This is a genomic window from Paenibacillus silvestris (genome assembly GCF_009882985.1).
GTDB lineage: Bacteria > Bacillota > Bacilli > Paenibacillales > NBRC-103111 > Paenibacillus_E > Paenibacillus_E silvestris.
Genome location: NZ_WTUZ01000022.1, coordinates 634947 through 655545, shown reverse-complemented (window position 1 = coordinate 655545; position 20599 = coordinate 634947). Strand labels below are relative to the sequence as shown.

12 protein-coding genes are annotated in these 20599 nt (G+C 47.8%); 4 read left to right on the top strand and 8 right to left on the bottom strand.

The window, feature by feature from the left end:
• Positions 1 to 110: 110 nt before the first annotated feature.
• Together GQF01_RS23315 and GQF01_RS23310 are read left to right on the top strand one after the other, a co-directional pair.
• Complete coding sequence (locus tag GQF01_RS23315) at positions 111 to 6821, top strand: hypothetical protein (RefSeq protein ID WP_407945422.1); 6711 nt, start codon at positions 111 to 113, stop codon at positions 6819 to 6821.
• On the top strand, positions 6818 to 8500 hold the full coding sequence (locus GQF01_RS23310; RefSeq protein WP_161409053.1) for a DUF11 domain-containing protein: 1683 nt from the start codon (positions 6818 to 6820) through the stop codon (positions 8498 to 8500). Before GQF01_RS23315 ends, GQF01_RS23310 begins: the two co-directional genes overlap by 4 nt.
• Before the next feature lie 36 nt (positions 8501 to 8536).
• Here GQF01_RS23310 and GQF01_RS23305 read toward each other — a convergent pair whose 3' ends face one another.
• On the bottom strand, positions 8537 to 10294 hold the full coding sequence (locus GQF01_RS23305; RefSeq protein ID WP_161409052.1) for a glycoside hydrolase family 2 protein: 1758 nt from the start codon (positions 10292 to 10294) through the stop codon (positions 8537 to 8539).
• A gap of 177 nt (positions 10295 to 10471) precedes the next feature.
• Entirely contained in the window at positions 10472 to 10750 is a 279-nt protein-coding gene (locus GQF01_RS23300) for a hypothetical protein (RefSeq protein ID WP_161409051.1), read from the bottom strand.
• A gap of 160 nt (positions 10751 to 10910) precedes the next feature.
• Here GQF01_RS23300 and GQF01_RS23295 point away from each other — a divergent pair, with 160 nt between their 5' ends.
• Both GQF01_RS23295 and GQF01_RS23290 read left to right on the top strand, forming a co-directional pair.
• Entirely contained in the window at positions 10911 to 12599 is a 1689-nt protein-coding gene (locus GQF01_RS23295; protein WP_161409050.1) for a DUF2339 domain-containing protein, read from the top strand.
• Positions 12600 to 12824: 225 nt separating this feature from the next.
• Positions 12825 to 13376, top strand: coding sequence for a hypothetical protein (locus GQF01_RS23290; protein WP_161409049.1), 552 nt, complete (start codon positions 12825 to 12827; stop codon positions 13374 to 13376).
• A 433-nt stretch (positions 13377 to 13809) separates the two neighbouring features.
• Here the strand turns inward: GQF01_RS23290 and GQF01_RS23285 are convergent, their stop codons facing one another.
• The 6 genes from GQF01_RS23285 to GQF01_RS23260 form a co-directional block, all read right to left on the bottom strand.
• Entirely contained in the window at positions 13810 to 14628 is an 819-nt protein-coding gene (locus tag GQF01_RS23285) for a hypothetical protein (RefSeq protein WP_161409048.1), read from the bottom strand.
• Positions 14625 to 15644 (bottom strand): hypothetical protein, encoded by a 1020-nt coding sequence (locus GQF01_RS23280; protein ID WP_161409047.1) that lies wholly within the window; start codon positions 15642 to 15644, stop codon positions 14625 to 14627. Before GQF01_RS23280 ends, GQF01_RS23285 begins: the two co-directional genes overlap by 4 nt.
• A gap of 50 nt (positions 15645 to 15694) precedes the next feature.
• Entirely contained in the window at positions 15695 to 16483 is a 789-nt protein-coding gene (locus GQF01_RS23275; RefSeq protein WP_161409046.1) for a DeoR/GlpR family DNA-binding transcription regulator, read from the bottom strand.
• Positions 16484 to 16530: 47 nt separating this feature from the next.
• Entirely contained in the window at positions 16531 to 18252 is a 1722-nt protein-coding gene (locus GQF01_RS23270) for a putative 2-aminoethylphosphonate ABC transporter permease subunit (protein WP_161409045.1), read from the bottom strand.
• Entirely contained in the window at positions 18253 to 19290 is a 1038-nt protein-coding gene (locus GQF01_RS23265) for a putative 2-aminoethylphosphonate ABC transporter ATP-binding protein (protein ID WP_161409044.1), read from the bottom strand.
• Positions 19291 to 19418: 128 nt separating this feature from the next.
• The gene (locus tag GQF01_RS23260) at positions 19419 to 20522 is read right to left on the bottom strand and encodes a putative 2-aminoethylphosphonate ABC transporter substrate-binding protein (protein ID WP_161409043.1); all 1104 of its coding nucleotides are present in this window, start codon (positions 20520 to 20522) and stop codon (positions 19419 to 19421) included.
• Positions 20523 to 20599: the final 77 nt, after the last annotated feature.

Genomic DNA, 20599 nt, shown 5'->3' with positions numbered 1-20599 from the left:
GTTTTCTGTTTCGCATCATACCATGTAACCATCGGCCTAAATTTACCAGCCATCACAGTGAACTTCCTTCAGCTATCTAACGAACGTTCAAAATCTAGGGGGTGACGATCATAGCTCTCGTCGTCAGGTCCACACTCAACGCGACTGGCGCGATTACGTTCACCGGAAATACACTTGGCCTAAGTCGCTCCGATACGGCAGGCGCACCGGGAACACAAGACAGCATCGGTGCTTTCACAACGGTGAATACCGCGCTGAAATTCGGAACGTATCCCGCAGGTACGACCAATCTCTACACCTCGAATAACTCAGCTGCCATACTCACAATTCCTGCTGGAAGTACCGTACTTTATGCAGAGCTGATCTGGGGCGGATCTTATATCAACGGCAATGTTGACCTGAGCGCTGTGATCAACAATCCAGTTTCGTTTACGACACCAGCAGCAACGTTTAGCATCACGCCTGATAATGCAACGAAGAATGAGTTTAACTTGGGCAGTGGGGCATTCGGCTATGTGCGCACAGCCAATGTCACGACTCAGGTGCAGCAAGGGATGGGCGGTACTTACACCGTTGGAAGCGTGCCAGGTACGATTGTCATTACGGGGGATCCTACAGCCAACCATTGCGGTTGGACGCTCGCCGTTATTTACCAGAACACGAACCTGCCTTTCCGGAATATGTCATTACGCGTTGGAGCCGTACTCGTCCAGTCTACCTCCCCTCCTGTTAATACCACCATTACCGGATTTGCTACACCGGTAACAGGAGCATTAGGCGGTAGAGCGCTTTTCAGCGCACAGGAAGGGGACGCGAACCGAACGGGGGATCAGGCGTTGTTCGGACCCACAACGGCCTCACTCGTCGCATTATCCGGACCGAATAACTTTGCCGCCAACTTTTTTGCTTCCCAGATCAATAACGATGCAGGGCAGCTTAACACCACAGGGACGTTCGGCTCACTCAACCAAATCAACGGAGCTCCGGGATCGAACATTAGCGGAGGCCGTCAAGGGTGGGACATTACGAACGTTGATGTCTCCGCACGGTTAACGAACAATCAATCCTCCGCCATCTTGCAATTGACAACATCCGGAGATGCCTATGTTGTTAATGCCAACGGCATTCAAGTCGATATTAACGCCCCCAAAATTGGTGTGACCAAAAGTGCCAGTGTGCCAGGAACGGTCGTAGGCGATATCATCACTTACACCGTAACGACCTCCAATACAGGGACGGCCAGCGCCGCAAGTATCGTATTATCCGATGCCTTGCCTGCCGGTTCAACCTTCGTGCCTGGCAGTGTCATCGTAGCAGGGGTATCGCAGCCAACCTACGATATTACAACAGGTGCGCCGCTTGGCTCCCTTGCTTTTGGCTCATCGATCACTGTTACTTATAGAGCTACGGTCACAAGCCTTCCCAATCCGCAAACGCTGGGGAATACAGCGAATGCCGCTTTCACCTTCCAAAGCGTTGCAGGCGGTAATGTGATTTCAGGCGTCATTCCATCGAATACCGTAACAACAACGGTATATTCACCGAAGATTGCGATTGTGAAATCCGCGAGTACGGCGAACGGTTCTGTCGGGAGCACAGTAACCTACACCTTGCAAATAGCGAACACTGGGAATCGGGCCGCACTAATGACGGTTACCGACAATATACCAGCGGGAACATCCTTCGTCGCGAACAGCTTCAAAGTTAACGGCGTCACCATTCCTGGCGCCAATCCAGTCACAGGTGTAAACATTGGCACAGTAGCTGCCAGCGGAACATCGACGGTCACCTTTGATGTACTGATTAATTCCCTCCCATCTCCGCCACAGCTCGTAAATACAGCGAATAGTACTTACACGTTCCAACCGCCTGACGGTCGCACAATCTCGGGAACGGCTGGCTCCAATACGGTGACTATTCCCGTCCGTTTGCCAAGTGTTGGTGCCGTCAAAAGCGCTAACGTGATCGACGCGGTTGTCGGAGATACCTTTACATACAGTACGGTGATTACGAATTCAGGCGTAGAAAGTGTAACGAATGTCATTCTCACGGATGCGATTCCCCAAGGCGCGACTTTTGTACCCGGCACCGTCCTCGTTGGAGGGAGTTCGAGGCCAAGTTCAGAACCTGGCGGCGGTATCGCGGTAGGTACTATAGCAGCTGGCGGCTCGGTGACCGTCGCCTTCCAGGTCAATGTCGTTTCCTTGCCTACCCCGGCGCAACTAAGCAACCAGGCTTCTGTTTCTTACAGCTCAGGTACTTTTGCAGGAACTACCCTAACCAACACGATTACGACACCCGTGTTTCAAGCAGTCGTCTCTGTGACCAAGAGTGTGAATAGCACCAACGTCACCGTTGGGGGAACCCTAACCTACACACTTCTGGTTCGCAACCAAGGTAATATCGCTGTTATACCAACGGTCGTGGATACGATATCACCATCCACTACGTTTGTGGCAGGCAGTGTTACAATAAATGGCGTTTCCAGTCCGAGCGCCAATCCTGCTATTGGTATTCCAGCAGGATCTATTCCGCCTTCCGGCACGAGTGAAATTAAGTTTCAAGTCATCGTGCAGAACCTGCCGTCTCCTCCGAGACTTCAAAATCAAGGAACGGCAAATTATACGTACCAACCACCGGACGGACGCACACTAAACGGCAGTGCCACTTCAAATACGACAGATATTCCCGTATCCGCCCCTAATGTCGTTGTAAGCAAGTCAGTCAATCTAGCGTATGCCGCTATCGGTGAAACCCTTATTTACACGCTCAACATTACGAACAGCAGCGTTGTTCCAGTAAGCAGCGTCACCCTGCAAGATTCACTCCCTGCCGGCGTTACGTTCCAAGCTGGAAGCGTGACGATAGACGGTGTGCCTAGATCTGCGGCGGACCCGAATACCGGCTTCTCGATTGGTAACATTGCGGCCGGCGCCACAACACAGGTCATTTTCCGGGCAACTGTCACTTCGGTTCCCACGCCAGCGCAGGCTGAGAATCACGCCAGTGTAAGCTTTAATTCCGGCGTTTTCTCTGGAGCAGCTTTCTCGAACAGCGTCCTCACTCAGATTCAACAGCCTATCTTATCCATTGTCAAAAGCTCTAACCTGACGCTGGCAGTTCTCGGAGATATTGTTGTTTACAGACTGGAGGTGGGCAATACCGGCAGTTCTCCTGCCGACGTGACGTTAACGGATAACATTCCCGCAGGTACTACGTTTATCGTGAACAGCGTCATCATTAATGACGCACCTCTCCCAGGCGTTGATCCTGTGAGCGGTATTCCGCTCGGCACGATTGCTGTTGGTGCCAAAAAAATTGTTACCTTCGAAGCGACGGTAACTTCCCTGCCAACTCCGCAGCAATTAGTCGATCAGGCGAGCGCATCCTATACCTTTACGCTTTCGGATGGCCGAACGCTCTCTGGCTCTGGTATATCAAATACGGTTACCATTCCTGTTTCAGCTCCTAACGTGAAGGTGATGACAACCAGCAATGTCAGCTCAGCCGTTCAAGGAGATACCGTCATCTATACCATCGTCATCACCAACCAAGGCGTCGCGAACGTCAACAATGTGATTCTTACGAGCATTGCCGATCCGAGCACTTCATTTATTCCCGGAAGCGTCATTGTGAACGGCATTTCGTTGCCGAATACCAATCCGTCGACCGGTATTCCAATCGGTACCCTGGCTCCTAACAACCCAGTTACCGTGACTTTTGAGGTGAAAATCACAATGCCAACGCCACAAATCATTAACCAATCTTCCGTCAGCTTTACATCCGGCACGTTCTCAGGGTCTTCTTCTTCCAATGATGTCATCACTCCCGTTACCCAACCGGATATCAAGGCTGTAAAGACAGCCAACACAACCAGCGCAACTGTCGGCGACACCGTACTCTACAGTATCGTTGTCTCGAATACAGGCAACCTTGCAGGGGATGTCATTGTTACAGATACGATTCCTGCTGGAACTTCTTTTGTAACGAATAGTGCGCAAGTCGACGGGATGCCTCAACCTGGCGCAGATCCCATAACCGGAATTACTGCTGGCTCCATCGCGCCTGGTACCTCTAAGACAGTAAGCTTTTCTGTGCTGATTGAAACTTTGCCCAGCCCGCAAACGATCAGCAATATCGCTACGGCTACATACACGTTCACACCACCCGATGGCCGTATCATTACACGTTCGGTTGTCTCCAATACCGTTACATTCCCTGTCTCTTCACCTAATGTAACGGTATCGAAAAGTACGACTTCTACCGCTTTAACCGTAGGCGATACTATTACGTACAGCACGTCCATCATGAATAGCGGGATTGCCCCCATCAACAATGTCGTATTCACGGATCAAATTCCTGCGGGCGGCACATTTGTTCCTGGCAGTGTAGTCATCATCGGCGCTCCACCACCGATTGTTCCTCCGAACCCGGCCACAGGCGTTCAGCTAGGCACGATTGCTGTTGGAGCAACGGTCACGGTGCTTTTCAATGTGCTCGTTACCTCTGTACCAACTCCGGCACAATTAACGAACATATCTGCCGTCACCTTCACATCAGGCGCACTCTCAAGCACAACCTTCTCGAATCCCATAACAACACCTGTGTTCCAACCTGTCATTGGTGTTCTCAAAGCTGGAAGCACTTCGAATGCAACAGTCGGGGACACGATCGTTTACACACTGAATGTCTCTAATACAGGCAACTATGCGGCATCTGCCATCCTGACGGATACGATTCCTGCTGGAACCTCCTTTCAACCAAACAGCGTATTCGTTGGAACGACGCCTGCTCCAGGTGCAGATCCCTCAACAGGCATTGATATCGGTTCCGTACAGCCAGGTGCCACGATTCCTGTCTCGTTCTCTGTCGTGATTGATACCCTGCCGAATCCGCAGGTTTTATCCAATACCGGAACGGCTGCTTTCACGTTCACGCTACCTGACGGACGGACGTTCAACCGCTCCGCCACGTCGAATACCGTAACGATTTCTGTGTCTTCGCCTGACGTCAAAGTTTCGAAGAGCACGACCGTGACGGATGCCGTCGTTGGTGATATTATTCCGTACGAGATAGTCATTATGAACAATGGGATAGCACCCGTTAACAACGTTGTTTTCTCTGATCCGATCCCTTCCGGTTTAGCGTTTATTCCAGGCAGCGTCGTTATTGTCGGAGCACCAACACCGCCTGTTCCGCCAAACCCAATATCCGGCATAGCGCTTGGTACCATCGCGCCTGGCGGAACGGTTACGATCACCTTTAATGTCAGAGTCGTTGCACTGCCTAATCCTGCACAGTTAAATAACCAAGGTATTGTCAGCTTTACCTCCGGCGCCCTTTCGGCGGTTGCTTTCTCCAACACCATTACAACGCCGGTTTATCAACCTATTCTTGCTGCAGCCAAAACAGCAAATTCCACGAATGCAACAATTGGCGATCTCATTATTTATACGGTTAATGTCAGTAATACCGGAAACTACGCAGCTAGCGTCAACTTAGTTGATCCAATTCCTAATGGAGCTACTTTCCAACAGAACTCTGTTGTACTTAACGGAATCACCCAGCCAGGAGCTGACCCTACTACAGGCATTCCATTTACTGCACAACCCGGTGTTACTAACACTGTAACCTTTGCCGTTGTGATTACTTCACTGCCGAATCCGCAAGTATTAACGAATACGGCTACGGCGAACTTCAGCTTTAGTCCGCCAGATGGTCGAGTTATTACGGGTTCAGTGGTTTCCAATACCGTAACCATTCCGGTATCAGCTCCGGATGTCACGGTCGGGAAATTGGCAACTGCTGCCGATGCCGTAGTCGGCGATACGGTCACTTATTTATCTAATGTGTCGAATAACGGCATAGCGGCCATCAATAATGTTCAATTTTTTGATCAGCTTCCTGGTTCCACAAGCTTCGTTCCAGGCAGCGTTACGATTGATGGCAATCCGGTAACTACCGCTGATCCAACCAAAGGGATTTCGCTTGGCACCATTCAGCCAGGCGTATCTGTTGCAGTTTCTTTCAAAGTCACCGTTACCGCCTTACCGTTATCCGGGCAGATTGCGAATCAATCATCCGTCAGCTTTACGAGCGGCGCCTTTGCCGCATCCGCCTTCTCTAACACAGTCATCGTGCCGGTCTATCAGCCAATTATCGCTCTCATCAAGAGCGCGAATACAACCAATGCCACCGTTGGCGATACCATCGTTTACACGCTTAATCTTCACAATTCCGGGAATCTGCCTGCCGTTGCAACGGTATTTGACACCATTCCGGCAGGAGCCGAATTTGTCCCTAACAGCGTAATTGTCGACGGCCAACTTCAGCCTGGTGCTAATCCAGCTACGGGTATCAATGCTGGAACCATTCCTCCAGGCGATACGGTTACTGTGAAAATATCGCTGGCCGTCACCGTAGAATCCTTGCCGTCACCACAGCAATTAGTAAACACAGCGACCGCCAACTACACCTACTCGCCGCCAGATGGACGGGTGCTGTCAGGCTCTGTAGCTTCCAACACGCTCGTGATTCCAGTTTCCTCACCAGATGTTAGAGTGGCGAAAAGCTCCGATGTGATCGATGCGATCGTTGGCGATACGATTACGTACACAGTCATTGTCACCAATAGCGGTATTGCCGCTGTCAGCAGCGTTGTACTTACAGATCCAATTCCGACTGGAACTGTATTTGTCACAGACAGCGTAACGGTTAATGGCGCCCCAAGACCAGGCCAGAACCCAGGTACAGGTGTTCCGCTCAGCACGATTCCGGCCGGAGGATCTGTCACTGTTAAATTCGAGGTGACGGTCGTATGACGGCCGAATCCCAACCTCCCAAACATTTAATTAATCAATCTGTCGTCCGTTTCAGTTCAGGCAACCTGACCAGCCACTCTTATTCGAATACTGTAGATACCCCTGTGGTTGGTCCCGTCATTACGATTCGAAAGAAGGCGAATACGTCTGAAGCCGTGCTCGGTCAGATCGTGACTTTTACCTTGACAATAGCCAATAAGGGTAACTTGGATGCACAAGTTACCCTTTTTGACACCATGCCGGACGGGACTTCGTTAGTACCTAACAGCGTCATCGTGAATGGCGTCCCCATGCCTATGGCCAAACCCGATAAGGGTATCTATGTAGGGACGATTCACATGGACCAGCACATCGAAGTAAACTTTCAAATCATTGTACTTCAGCCTTCTTCGCAGCTCAGAAATCAAGCCACTGCAACCTATACTTTTCATACATCAGGAGGAAGATCAGCGTCCGGGAGCTCAAAGTCCAATACCGTCATCATTCCTTTCGAAGAAACGAAAATCAGTTTTAAGAAACAAGCGGATAAATCCTATACGTTTGTCGGAGATACCGTTACGTTTCTATTCACCATCAAGAACGAAGGAAGCTACACAATTAACAAAATGCGACTTGTGGATCGGCTGCCAGCCGGCGTTAGTTTCGTTGCGGGCAGCGTAAAAATCGGGCATACTTCTTACCCGTCAGCGAATCCCGCCGAAGGCATTTCACTAAGCGAGCTGCCTCCTTATGCGGATACAACACTTCAGTTCCAGGTAAGCGTTACCCAAGCTCCCTCATCCGGGCGAATCGTGAATGACGCGGAGCTTATCCTGCAGCTCGAAGACTACAAACAAAAAATGACGTCCAATTCCATTTCATTGGAGGTGTACGATCCTTCGATTACGGTCGTCGAGTCCGTTCTTCCGCCAAAGGCTACTTTGAACGATACCTTAACTTATACGTTAATCATTTCAAACAAAGGCAATATCGTTGCTGAAATTTGGCTATCCGATTTCATTCCCGAGGGCAGCTCCTATGTGCTCGGAAGTTTAACGGTGAATGGCGCTTCTTATGGCAACTCACCATTAACGAACTCCGTTTATATCGGGCAATTACCGCCAAAAAGCCAAATGGTCGTCACATTCCAAGTTACCGTCAACGCCGTAGCGATTTCCGCCGAGCAAACCCAGCTTACCAGCCATGCCGACGTGTCATATAATTTCCGGCTGCCGGATGATCGGGTTGTCTCCGATCATGTGCTCTCTAATACCGTAAGCGTTGAATTACTACGACCAAATGTAACTATCTTAATTTTGGCTAATCCTTTAATCGCTGAGCCTGGATCTACTGTCCATTACAGGATTCAAATATCCAATACAGGCAATCTTGCTGCAGGCAGCATGTATCTGCATGATTGGATTTCTCCATTGACAACGTTAAATTCCGGCACTTTGCGCATCAATGGCACTCTGATGAATCAGTCTTATGGTTCCTCGCAGCCTTTATCGCTTGGAGTCATCTCGCCGCAAGGCACAACGGAGATTACCTACTCAGCGACAATTATTCTTCGGCCAAATGCCAAACGCATTCCGCTTAGAGCCGCTGCCAAATATGTGTACCAGGTTAACGAACCTGTTCATACAGGAACGACACTCTCCAATGAAGTTGTCATTCGGATCGAGGAAGCCGAAGAATAGAAAAAAGCCGGGGCATCTACTTGCCCCGACTCTTTTTTATTTACGGTCATTGATCGCTTTAATCAGCTCAACCGGGATTTTCGGTTGCCGATCATATGTGAGCAAACCGTTGATTTCCTGTTCCACATCCGTTAATTGCGTATAGCAATATCCTTGAACAACACCGGAGTTCAGAAGGGGACGAATGACGGCACGCAGCTTCTGCTCGTACTCTTCATCGTTCTCAGCCCCTGAGTAACCCCAGCCTTCCCATTCGCTTTTCTTGTAGGCGATCCCGCCAAACTCTGTAACAAGAATCGGCTGATTCTCATAAGGGAAACCTTCAACAAACAGGCGGCGATTAGCCGGCATCGCATGAACGGCCTTCTCTTCGGAGCTATAACGCTCTGTCAGAACCTCTTCGCGCCATTCATAATCATGAATCGCGAATAAATCTGTTTTCACCAATTCCCAGCCGTCATTCGAGATGACAGGGCGCATCGGATCAAGCGATTTGGTCAAATGATACATGGCCAGCGCATGCTGCTGCTGTCTTTTATCAATCTGGATATTGGGAACTCCCCAGCTTTCATTCAAAGGAACCCAAGCAATGATGGAAGGATGGTTATAATCGCGATCCACAGACGCTTGCCACTCTTTGGTAAACCGTTCTACATACTTTTCTGTATACTCGTAGGCATTGGCCGCTTCGCTCCAGACAACAAGACCCAGCTGATCACACCAATACAGATATCTAGGATCTTCCAGCTTCTGATGCTTGCGGGCACCATTAAAGCCCATCGCTTTCGTCAGCTCGACATCCTGTTTGATCGCCTCATCACTTGGCGGTGTCAAATTTCCATCTGGGAAATACCCTTGATCCAGCACCATTTTCAAGAAATATGGGCGGTTGTTGAGACAAAGCTTACCATTCTCGATCGACACTTTACGCATACCGAAATAGCTCGTCACTTGATCAACAGCTTGTTCATTAACCAGCAGTGTATAGGTAACGTCGTACAAATTCGGACGCTCTGGTGTCCACCAGCCGCCAAGTCCATGATCGTTGAAATCATTCAGACGAACGGTTCTTGTGCCCACACTGTCTTTCAACAAATAGGTATCCTCGGAAACAAGTTTGCCCTTGAAAGAAATTTCAACCTTCACCTGCTGTTTCTCATGCGCTTGGGCAGATTCGATGAAAAATTGTAATTCCACCTGTTTATTATCTATGTCCGGCGTAATTCTGACTTTGTCTAAATAAGCATAAGCGCTTACGGCTTCCATCCATACCGTTTGCCAAATACCTGTAGTTCTTGTATAGAAAATGCTCGCTGAATCCGAGAGCCAGTACTGCTTGCCTCTAGGCAGCGTCACGTCTTTGCTGTAATCAACGGCTTTGACAACCAATTTGTTCGTGCCTTCTTGAAGAGCATCGGTAATGTCCGCGTGAAACGGCGTATGTCCGCCTTCATGTGTCGCCACCAAATTACCGTTCACCCATACGGATGCATCGTAATCGACAGCCCCAAAGTGGAGCAAAATCCGCTTATTTGCGAATGAATCCGGAATCACCAAATCCCTGCGGTACCATACAACGTCATGAAACTCATTGCTTCCAATGCCGCTTAGCTTACTCTGAAAAGCGAAAGGCACTTGAATCGTTTTGGATAACGCTTTATTCCCTAAGTGCCACTTCTCTCTGTTGCCTACACGATCATCATCAAATTCAAATTCCCATTCGCCATTCAGGTTCATCCAGCTGTCTCGTACAAATTGTGGCCTTGGGTAATCTGCTCGGGGTTGATTCGTCATGGGTAACGCTACCTCCATAAAGTTAATTAATAAGTTAATTAAATAAGTCCAATATAACTAAACCTATTATCATCCTAAGCTCATTCTCTGTCAATACATGTTATTCAATTAACTCTTATGTTAATGTAAATAAAAAAAGACGACACCGGAGAAATCCCCTGCATCGTCCCATTTCATTTAATCCATATAACCCGCTAATCCATGTTTCATCAAGTACGCCATTTCTGCTTCCAAAATCGTGTCAACCGCCAGCTCCGTCAATTTCACATCCGGCCTGCTTAGAATATGATCGATCAAATCATCGCTGTCGATATCCACTTCCCCTTTGGTATTTTCTTCGGCTTTCAGGATATACGCTTTCTCATATTTCAGGACGAGCTGAATTTGTTTGGGATCTGCTTGCGATTTCTCTACGATAAATTGGATAAGCTCTTGTTCGTTTAATTCTTTACTCATGGTGGTTCATCTCCTAATGTCCTATTCATGTTTATGACTATTGTAGCATAGTTGTCCCGCTTTTATTTCGTCTGTTAGCCTACACGTCTTGCCTGGCCCATGTTAACATAGAATGTAATGGAAAAACATGCCTAAAATGTGTACCACAAAGGGGGCTATTATGGATTTAGAACTGCGAGTAGCCGCACTCGAAAAGAAAGTAAAAGAGCTCGAACTGTTACTTGACCATGCGCTTGACCGAAAAGCGACTTCAGAATCGCTACACTCAGCTATGCCAGCTCTTTTAGATGAGCATTCCCAGCCCACTCCGCGGCCTGCCTTCCAGCAGGAAACGTTCATTCCCGCCGCAGAGCCTGCTCCCCCAAGAGACTGGGAGCACTTGATCGCCCGCGTCTGGCTGCCGCGCATTTTTGTCATCGTCTTCCTGCTTGGCGTGCTTTGGGGGTTCACAGCAGCCGTAAGTGCCGGCTTCATTACCGAGCCTGTGCGCTGCTTACTCGGTGTTGCCGCAGCAGGCCTCATGTATTGGCAAGGGGAAGCGCAATTGAAGCGCAAACGCGCAGCACTAGGGCAAGTGCTGCTAGGCGGAGCAAGCGGGGTGCTGATCTTATCGCTTTTCGCAGCTCATATGCTGTTTGAGCTGATCCCTTCCTGGCTTGCTTTCGTACTTTACATCCTTTCTATAGCTGCTAGTGTGTTTACAGCGATTCGCCACCACTCACAAGCCCTCATGATGATCACCTTGCTTGCAGGATATCTCGTTCCGTTCATGGTCGACTCGTCGCATCCGAATATGTGGGTTTTTGCTGGCTATGAAGGACTCTTTTCCATCGCTATGATGCTGTTATCCTTGCGCTATGCCTTCCGAGGTGCTTATTTCACCGCATTTGGCGTCCTTCATCTGCCTCTGATCATTTCAACCTTACTCAGCCATACGGCGAGTGACAGACCGCTACTACTCACTGTTGTCATCTTGCAGCATCTGCTCCTCTTCAGCACTGCGCTTCTGCGCTCGGAAGACAGCCGCATTGGACAGCGCATCGCATTGTTTCTAAGCTTTGGCCTCGTCGCAGCCTGGACATACGGTCTGTACGGCACTACAGGCAGCGATAAGCTCCTCTATGAGTGGATGCTGGCCCTGTGGTCGCTTGTGTACATCGGCACTTCCTACTGGCTTTACCGGCAAAAGCGGGCCTTCTCCGTGCAGATCTCCATCGCAACCTTCAGCATCTTCTTATGGCTCATTTTCGTCCTGCATGCTGACCAAGCTGGATCAGCGCTGTTAGTCGAAGGCGGCATCGCTCTCTGCCTAGGTGTACGCTTCCAAAGCAGGCTCCAGCAAATCAGTGGAGCCCTCACCTATTTCATCGGCATGCTGTTCGTTCTCTTTCATCCAATCCATGATATCGGATCACATGAAACTTTTGCTTGGTTTGTGCTCGTGGCTACCATAGGCGGCCTATATGCTTTCTTTCGCTCTTCCGCCTCTGTCCGGGAAAGCCATGTGCCGGCGCGAATCTCTCTGCTTTTGCTATGGATGGGATTTATCCTGCTCCTTGTCTTCGTCTCTCAATTAACCAATGCCTTAACGAAGGGGCTGGGTGATGATTACCAACATCTCATTCTCTCTGGTGTTTGGGCGATCTATGCGGTGCTCCTCATTGTCGCGGGACTGTTTGTGCGTAAAGCAAAAGCCAATCTAATCGGCATTCTGTTCTTATTTGTAACCCTGCTCAAAATAATCTTCATTGATTTACCTGATGTGTCAACCGCCATAAGGGCGATCCTGTTTATCGGACTTGGGGCCATTGGGGTAGGGATTTCCAGATTGTTTTATAAGCGTAAATAAATAAGATGACGTTGGATAGAAAGAAACCTTCAACCCCATTTTCCTGGTGGATGCGAAGGTTTTTTTCGCCTTTTCAGGGACAGAATAGAATGTGAACTTTCCTTGAATTCATTGCATTACATTTAAAAATAGCGTATATTTTTTACTTGCAGTTAAATAATTTAAATATAATATGTATTTATTTACAAATAAATACATTCATACAGACGAAGAGGTGTATCACACATGATTTTGAAACAAACAGCCGCAGGTGTCCTCCTGCTTACGATGATGGTTACAGGAGCAGCATGCTCCTCCGCACCAAAAAATACAGGAACTAGCCCGTCTCCAAGCGCCAGCGCAGCAGCTTCACCGCAAGCAACTGCTGAAACGCAGGATGCTGTCAACATGAAAGGCTATATCGGCGCTAGAATTGCTCAAGAGAAAGTGGGCTTCCTATTCGGAGAAGCCAAATCCAAAGATGACAAGTTCATCCTTAACCCTATCGCAGCAGATAGCAAAGAGAAAGCCGTGAAGTTCCTTTCCACCTATTTTGATGCCGCTATGGCGGATAAACTGGCAGCTCACTATTTGACAGAACAAGAGGCAGACGGAGCTATTGTAACGAACCCGACTTCCTTCTTCCCGACGAACCTGCTAGACACAACCAAAGCGGACGTCACATTCGACAAGGCTAATACAGCTGATCAAGTCAAATTCACGACGAAAGACGGCGCTACGTATACAACGAAAAAAGTAAGCGACAAATTCGTTATTTCCGATGTAGCGAAAAAATAAGCTGTTTCTCATAAGACAGGCGAATCTAAGATTCGACCTGTTTTTTTGCTTTTCATGCGGTGGAGACGTGGGGTGCCGCAGGGCCAGTGATCAAAGGGAACTTGAGTCCGCTATTTGAAGAGAAACAGGCTGTTTCCAGCCTGAGCGGAACTACAGGGCGCTATTGCTGCCTCCATGCCACGTTTTCAGGTGATATTGGCAAAATAACGGACCCCAGTTCCCCTTCCACATGGAAAATGCGCCTTTGCAGAGAAATAGCGGACTGTAGTTCCCTCTACATAAAAAGAGACCCACAGCAACGGGCCGCGGGTCTTAAGATATATATATTTTAAAGGGGGTCGAGTTCTATTATAAGCCCGTTTCATTAAAGCTAGATGAATAACATATTTCTTTTTGATTACAAAATTCAGATGAAATTGTAAATGTAACGCCTTTATGGAACTTTTATGGTAAAAGGCATGATAAATACTTCATTCTGATGCTGAAATTGCCCCCAAATTTTATAGATGCCACTTTTGGGGAAAATAATTGTGAACGGTGCTATAGGCCCCGAACCCTTCTGCTCATTCGGGTGCACATGGACGTACTCCTTCGCATCCGCGCTGATCGCAACGACATGCCCCAAGCTGCCCAGATAGGGCTGCAGATCGGTAATCGGCTGTTTCGTTTGGGCATCCTTGATCGTGAAGATCATATCCAGCCCCATCCCCGCCATGAGATGGTCGAAAGCAAGCGTCACTTCCTTGCCGTCCACCTCTTTCGTCAGCGAGGTATCTGGTTGAAGCACCGCCATCTTCGGCGCTTTCCCGTTAATCGTGACCCAGTGCATTTGCACCGTCTCCCCGCTCCCTTGTGGAGTGAAATCAGCAATCAGCTGATAATAGCCGCTAGTGGGGAACTTCGTCTTGACAGTGAATTGCCCTTTCCCAACATGTTCCGGATGAAGATGATCAAAATAAGACAGATCCTTGCTCACTACGATCAAATGCATCAACTTCTCATGCATGAGATCAAAATTATCAATGGGTTTGTTCCACTTATCTTGAATAAGAATCGTGATCGTCGCTTCTTCACCCGGCACATAACGGTCCATAGCAACCGAGAAATGCGCTATGGCATCATTGCTGTGGGCATGTGCCGGCATGGCCTCCATATTCATCTGCATCCCTGACATATCAATGGTCGTGTTTTGATTCCCGCAGGCGGCTAAGAGAGCAGCCAAACCCATGAGAAGGATGACAAGTCGTTTCATTGGTTTCTTCCAGACGTGATTGGGGCCGTCAGCATGCTTAATCCCATCGAACAGAGGCCACAAATAAAGATGGTGCCACCCCAAAGCTCAGGAGACCAATCTAATGTGTGAAACAAGCGCAAATCAGCAAAATACAAGCCCCAGATGAGCACAGGCAACAGGAAGAAAACGCCGCGATATTGCCACGCACAGACTTCTTTTTCTTTGATCGATTTCAGAAGCAAATCCCCGATTATCCCGCTAATAAGCAGAATCACGATAGAACCATAGTGTGAGAAGCCGTCCAGCACTGCCATCAATATTGCCTCAAAAACAAAGAAATAGGTCACCGTGCCGAAAGGCAGCTTCCACCTTCTTAGTACGAACATAATCGGCAAAACGAGCAGCATGGTTGTGACCAGAAAATCCACTACAGCTTTGGCAACAGCGTCTTCTTCTATAGCCATCCATAAATTCTGCCGAAACGACCAGGCATACATGAGAAAAAAAGCCATCACGGCAAAGGTCAGCGCCACGGAAGTCAGTGCAGGCAGCAACCGCCGAAAGCTCGGAGAAACGTCCTTCTCCGCATCACTCATCGCGCGGTAAGGGCTGGTCAGAATCATCAGCGCACCAGTCAATAGGATCAGATGTGTTGGGCTGAGGAGAGCTTCAATATTTTTCTCAATGCCAAATATCGTATGCCAGAGCATATCGCCAATGCCGCCAATGAAAAAGAGGAGAACACCTGCGACCCCGAGCCCATAACCCGTGGGAATGGCCGCTGCCCAAGTAGCATGACCGGCTCTGGTTTTGTTCTGATAAGTAATAATAAGAATCCAAATCGCACAGGCCAAATACCCGGAGTACAGAATCGCATGCCATGGCGTAAAAAAGGTCTCAACCGCTCCGTGATTATGAGCAAAGCCATCGATAAATAAGCCAACAATCAGCCACATCCCCATCACCATCGTGACGGCGTGCTTCAAAATACCAATACCATCTGTGGATTGCGTCACTTTCAGTTGTACCGACAAACGAATCAGCTCCCAACATTTGTCATGATTATCTTCCTATCATAACACAGCTAATCGTTTGATGAGACCCATACAACTCCTTTTTTTTGCAATTCGTATAACCACTCTTTGGGGGCAGGCACATCGCTGACAATGATATCGATCTCTCTCAAATCCGCAATTTTGTAGAACTGTACGAGCCCGAACTTGGAGTGGTCGCAGAGCACGATACTTTGCTTGGCGTATTTCATCAGTTGCTGAGTCAGTTGACCCTTGCCTTCTTCGAAGCCAGTAATCCCTTTGTCCAGCATCATGCCGTCCACAGATAAGAATGCTTTATCTGCATAGAAATTTTCCACCATTTTCTCAGCCAGCAGACCTGTGACCCTGGAATGCAAGGCATTGACTTTACCGCCAATTAGAAAGATCTCCCCGGTGAACAAACCTTTGTTTTTGTAGTCAATTAACAAGTACAGGGCTGGTATGGAAATGGTTAGCACCGTCAGGTTTTTTTTGTTAAGCAAATAATCGATAATATGCAGGGTCGTAGTTCCGTCATCGATGAAAATAACCTCGTTATCCTCCACGAGAGTGGCTGCGGCGCGGCCAATTTTACGTTTCTCATCCGCGAACAGCACTTCCCTTTTCAGGTGTGACGGCTCATCTCGTGACAAATTAATTTTGACGGCGCCGCCATATACCCGCTTCAGCTTATTTTCATCTTCCAGCTCTTCCAAATAACGACGTATCGTCTCAGATGAAACTTCCAGCGCTTCGACCAATTCATTCGTCTTTACTTTGCCATCCAAATTCAACTGATTGAGAATATAATTCTTTCGCTCTTCACCAATCAAAGACATAAGGTTAAACCCTCCAATTTATACATGACGCTTCGCCTGATAGGGTATTACTTCGGCATTTGCCAAGCAGCCGTTCGCTTTTTCACCTTTTTTAAAATGACCTCGTAAGACAAACGAACGATAATATTCGTTCCTACGATTAGGGTAGACATCGCGGCAGCGGCAGCTACGTCACCTGCATCTTCCATATTCACCAAAGCGACAGCCGCAAGATTCATATCCGCAGCCCGTAGGAACACGACGGCAGATACCGTAACCATGGAATTAACGAAAAAGTACATCGCAATTTCAATAATGGCCGGGAGAGACATTGGCACGGTTACTCGCAGAAATGTTCGGTAGAAAGGGACACGCATAGACTCCGAAACGAGTTCGAATTCTTTGTCCAGCTTTTTCAGTGCCGTCGTCGCCGTTATAAAAGGAACGGCATAGAAATGCGTAATGTTCGCAAGCACGATGATCGCCATTGTGCCATAAATCCAGTTCAGGGGATTGCTTGGATTATTAAAGAAGAAAATGTAAGCAAGACCAATAACCATACCTGGAAGCGCAAGCGGTAGAATAGACAAGAAGTAACCAACTTGACGCATACCTTTCATCGATCTGTTTTTTTCAATTAAATAAGCGAAAATAAAGGTCATGATTGTACCCACCACAGCTGTGATGAGTGAAACTTGAAGTGAATTCCAGAACGGCTCCAAGCCTGATCCTGCAACACTCGAAAAGTCATAATGTTTGAAGCTTAAGCTGATATTGTACGGCCACACCTTCACCAAGGAAGCAAATACAATCGTGATTAACGGAACCAAAATAGCAATCGAAACGATCATGCAAAATGCCCGATAGAATCTATCCCGCGCTTGCCCTTCTGGCACCCGATATGGCGTTGATTTCGAAGAGAGCAGCGAACGCTGTTTACGCTCTACGAATCGATCTACAGCAAAAGCAATGATTGCCGGAATCGTGAGAAGGATCCCCACTGTGGCACCCATCGATAAGTTCTGCTGCCCGATGACCTGCTTGTAAATATCCGTAGCCAGCACGTTAAACTTTCCGCCGATAGCCTGCGGAGCTCCGAAATCCGTAAAGCTAGCTGTAAAGCAGACGAAAATGGCACTAATGAGGCCATACTTGACGGAGGGCAACGTTACCGTGAAAAAGGTCTTCCATTTATTCGCGCCCAGCGATTCCGCGGCCTCATACAGTCGCTGATCGGTCATTGACAAAGCGGTGATAAAAATCAAAAAAGCTTGAGGAAATAAATAAATGACTTCAGAAATGACGATCCCGATGGGTCCATAAATCGGTATTCTCAGACCAGGCATGAGCCCGAAAAACCCGTGTGTAATGATACCTTGATTCCCGAACAAATACGTAAGCGCAATACCGTGCATCATCGTCGGTTGAAACAGCGGCAATAACGCAATGTAGCGGAAATAACTTTTGCCGCGAATAGCCGTTCGGCTTATCCCGTAGGCATAAGCGAAAGCGAGAGCAACGGCAATTATTGTGGATAACACGGAAATCCAGATCGTGTTCGTTAATGATTGAAGCAGGGAAGGCGTAGAGAAATACTGGACAAAGTTAGCTAGTCCAATAAACTCCGCATTCTTATTCAACAAGGCTTTACTGAATAAAAGAATTAACGGAATGAGAGTGCTTGTTGTTAAAGTGAGCACGAGTACGACAATCAACACATTTTGTAAAGTAAAAAGAGCTCCAAGGTGACGGCGGATCGGCGGATTCATGCTGACAATTCCCTTGTCCATTTAAGCACCTACCATAGAATCAGCTGGGAATGTAATCATCTTTTCTTGCGGGAATTCAACGGATACTTCGGCATGTTTGACGAGCTTCAGTTGATGCGTGGCTTGCGAAGACACATCCACTGTAAGCAGGACATGCTGGTAGCCTGTGCCTGTCGCTGGCTGAAGCGTCACTCTGTAGAAAGCTCCTCGGAACTCGACATGCTTGACAACTGCCTTCACTCCTTTGTTTGATCCAGGAGCGGATAGGCGAATATGTTCAGGACGAATAGCAAGACTTCTACGCTGCGATAATCCTCCTTGCTCCCCATTTTCCAAGAAATTAATCGATCCGATAAAATCGGCGACAAAGGCCGAATTGGGTTCTTCATACACTTGTTCTGGTGTTCCCATTTGCACAACTTCAGAGTTTTTCATCACCACAATGCGATCTGCCATCGTGAGCGCTTCCTCTTGGTCATGCGTAACCATCACGGTTGTAATGCCAAGCTTGTCCTGCAGTTCGCAGATTTGCTCACGAAGTTTGACGCGAACTTTGGCATCTAACGCTGAAAGCGGTTCATCCAAAAGCAAGAAATCAGGGGACAAGACGATAGCTCGGGCCAATGCTACACGCTGCTGCTGCCCGCCGGACATTTGCGCTGGGTAGCGATCGTGGAGGTGCAGCAGATCCACTAAGTTCAAGACTTCCTTGACCTTCTCGTCAATCTCTTTCTTCTTGAATTTCTTGCCCTGCAAGCCATAGGCAACATTCTGATAAGCAGTAAGGTTAGGAAAAAGCGCATACGACTGGAATACCATGCCGAAGTTTCTTTTAGCTGGCGGCAGGTGGGTAATATCTTTTCCATCAACCGTAATCCGGCCCTGTGTCGGTTTTTCTAATCCCGCAATAATGCGAAGCAATGTCGTTTTACCGCAACCGCTTGGGCCTAATAAACAGATGAACTCATTTTTCTGAATATCTATATGGATATTATTCAAAGCGCTGAAAGATCCAAATGTTTTATTTACCCCTTGAATGGACAAGTAAGCTTGTGTCATGATCAAGCAGCCCCCTTAGTCTTATTAGTTCTAGTATAAGTGTGATATGTTATCGCTTTGTAAAAAGGTGATAGAAAAAAGGCTGCTGCAAGCATGGTTCGCAGTCAGCCTTTTTCTTGTTTTGCCCTCTATTTTTTCGGTTCGCTTTTGGCGTTAAAACGCTTGTCCCACTCCGCTAATACACTGTCACGTTTTTTGGCAGCATCGTTCAAATCATTTTTGATAAGTTGCTTAACCGGATCTACGCTGTAACCGTCAGGAATCTTAGCGGAATCTGTTTTAATCGCAAGAATGGCATAGTTTTTGTTGTACTCTTTCATAACATCATCCGTAATCGCCCAATCCAAGAAGTCTTTAGCTACTTGTTTCACGACTTTCTTCTTCATCAAAGCATTCGCTTCAACGTCCCAGCCGGAGCCTTCTTTGGGGAATACCACTTCAACCGGTGAGCCAGCTTTTTTCTCTTGAATACCGCGGTAGCCAAAGGAAATACCAATTGGATATTCACCAGTACCAGCTAATTTTGCAGGTTTGGAACCGGAGTGTACATACATCGCAATATTGTCATGCAATTTGTTCATGTAATCCCATGCAGCGTCATTGCCTTTCAATTGAACCAATCCGGAAACCGTCAGGAAACCAGTACCTGAAGACGAAGGATTCGGCATTGTAATGAGACCTTTGTATTCAGGTTTCGCCAGATCCTCGTAAGACTGCGGAATTGCCAGCTTGCGCTTCTCCATCTCCACTTTGTTGACGATGAACGCTGTTTCCCATGCGTCGATGCCAACCCAATGCGTGACAGCATTTTTGTCTTTAAAATCTGGAAGAATGCGATCTACGCCTTTTGGTGCATAAGGCTCTAGCATGCTGTTCTGATCAAGAACAAGCAAGCTTGTTGCCGCTAGGCCCCATACAACGTCTGCTTGTGTATTGTCTTTCTCAGCAAGTAATTTCGCTGTTACAATTCCCGTGGAATCACGAACAATGTTTACTTTAACATCTGGATATTTCGCTTTGAAGGTTGTGAGGTAAGTTTTGATTTGATCATCTTCCAAAGCCGTGTAAACCGTTAGATCCTTGCTTTTAGTATCCACTGTAACCTCTGCGGCCGCTGTCGAGGGAGCTGCACTTGTCTTCGCTCCATCTGTACCTGCCACTTTTCCGCCGCAAGCCCCTAACATTAATGCAACTGTCAACAACGCTACTGCACTTCCTAATGATTTCTTCATCTTCTTACTCCCACCTTCATTCGAATTATCGGTTTGTATGTCTAGCACTTTATAAATATTAGTATAAATGAGAATTG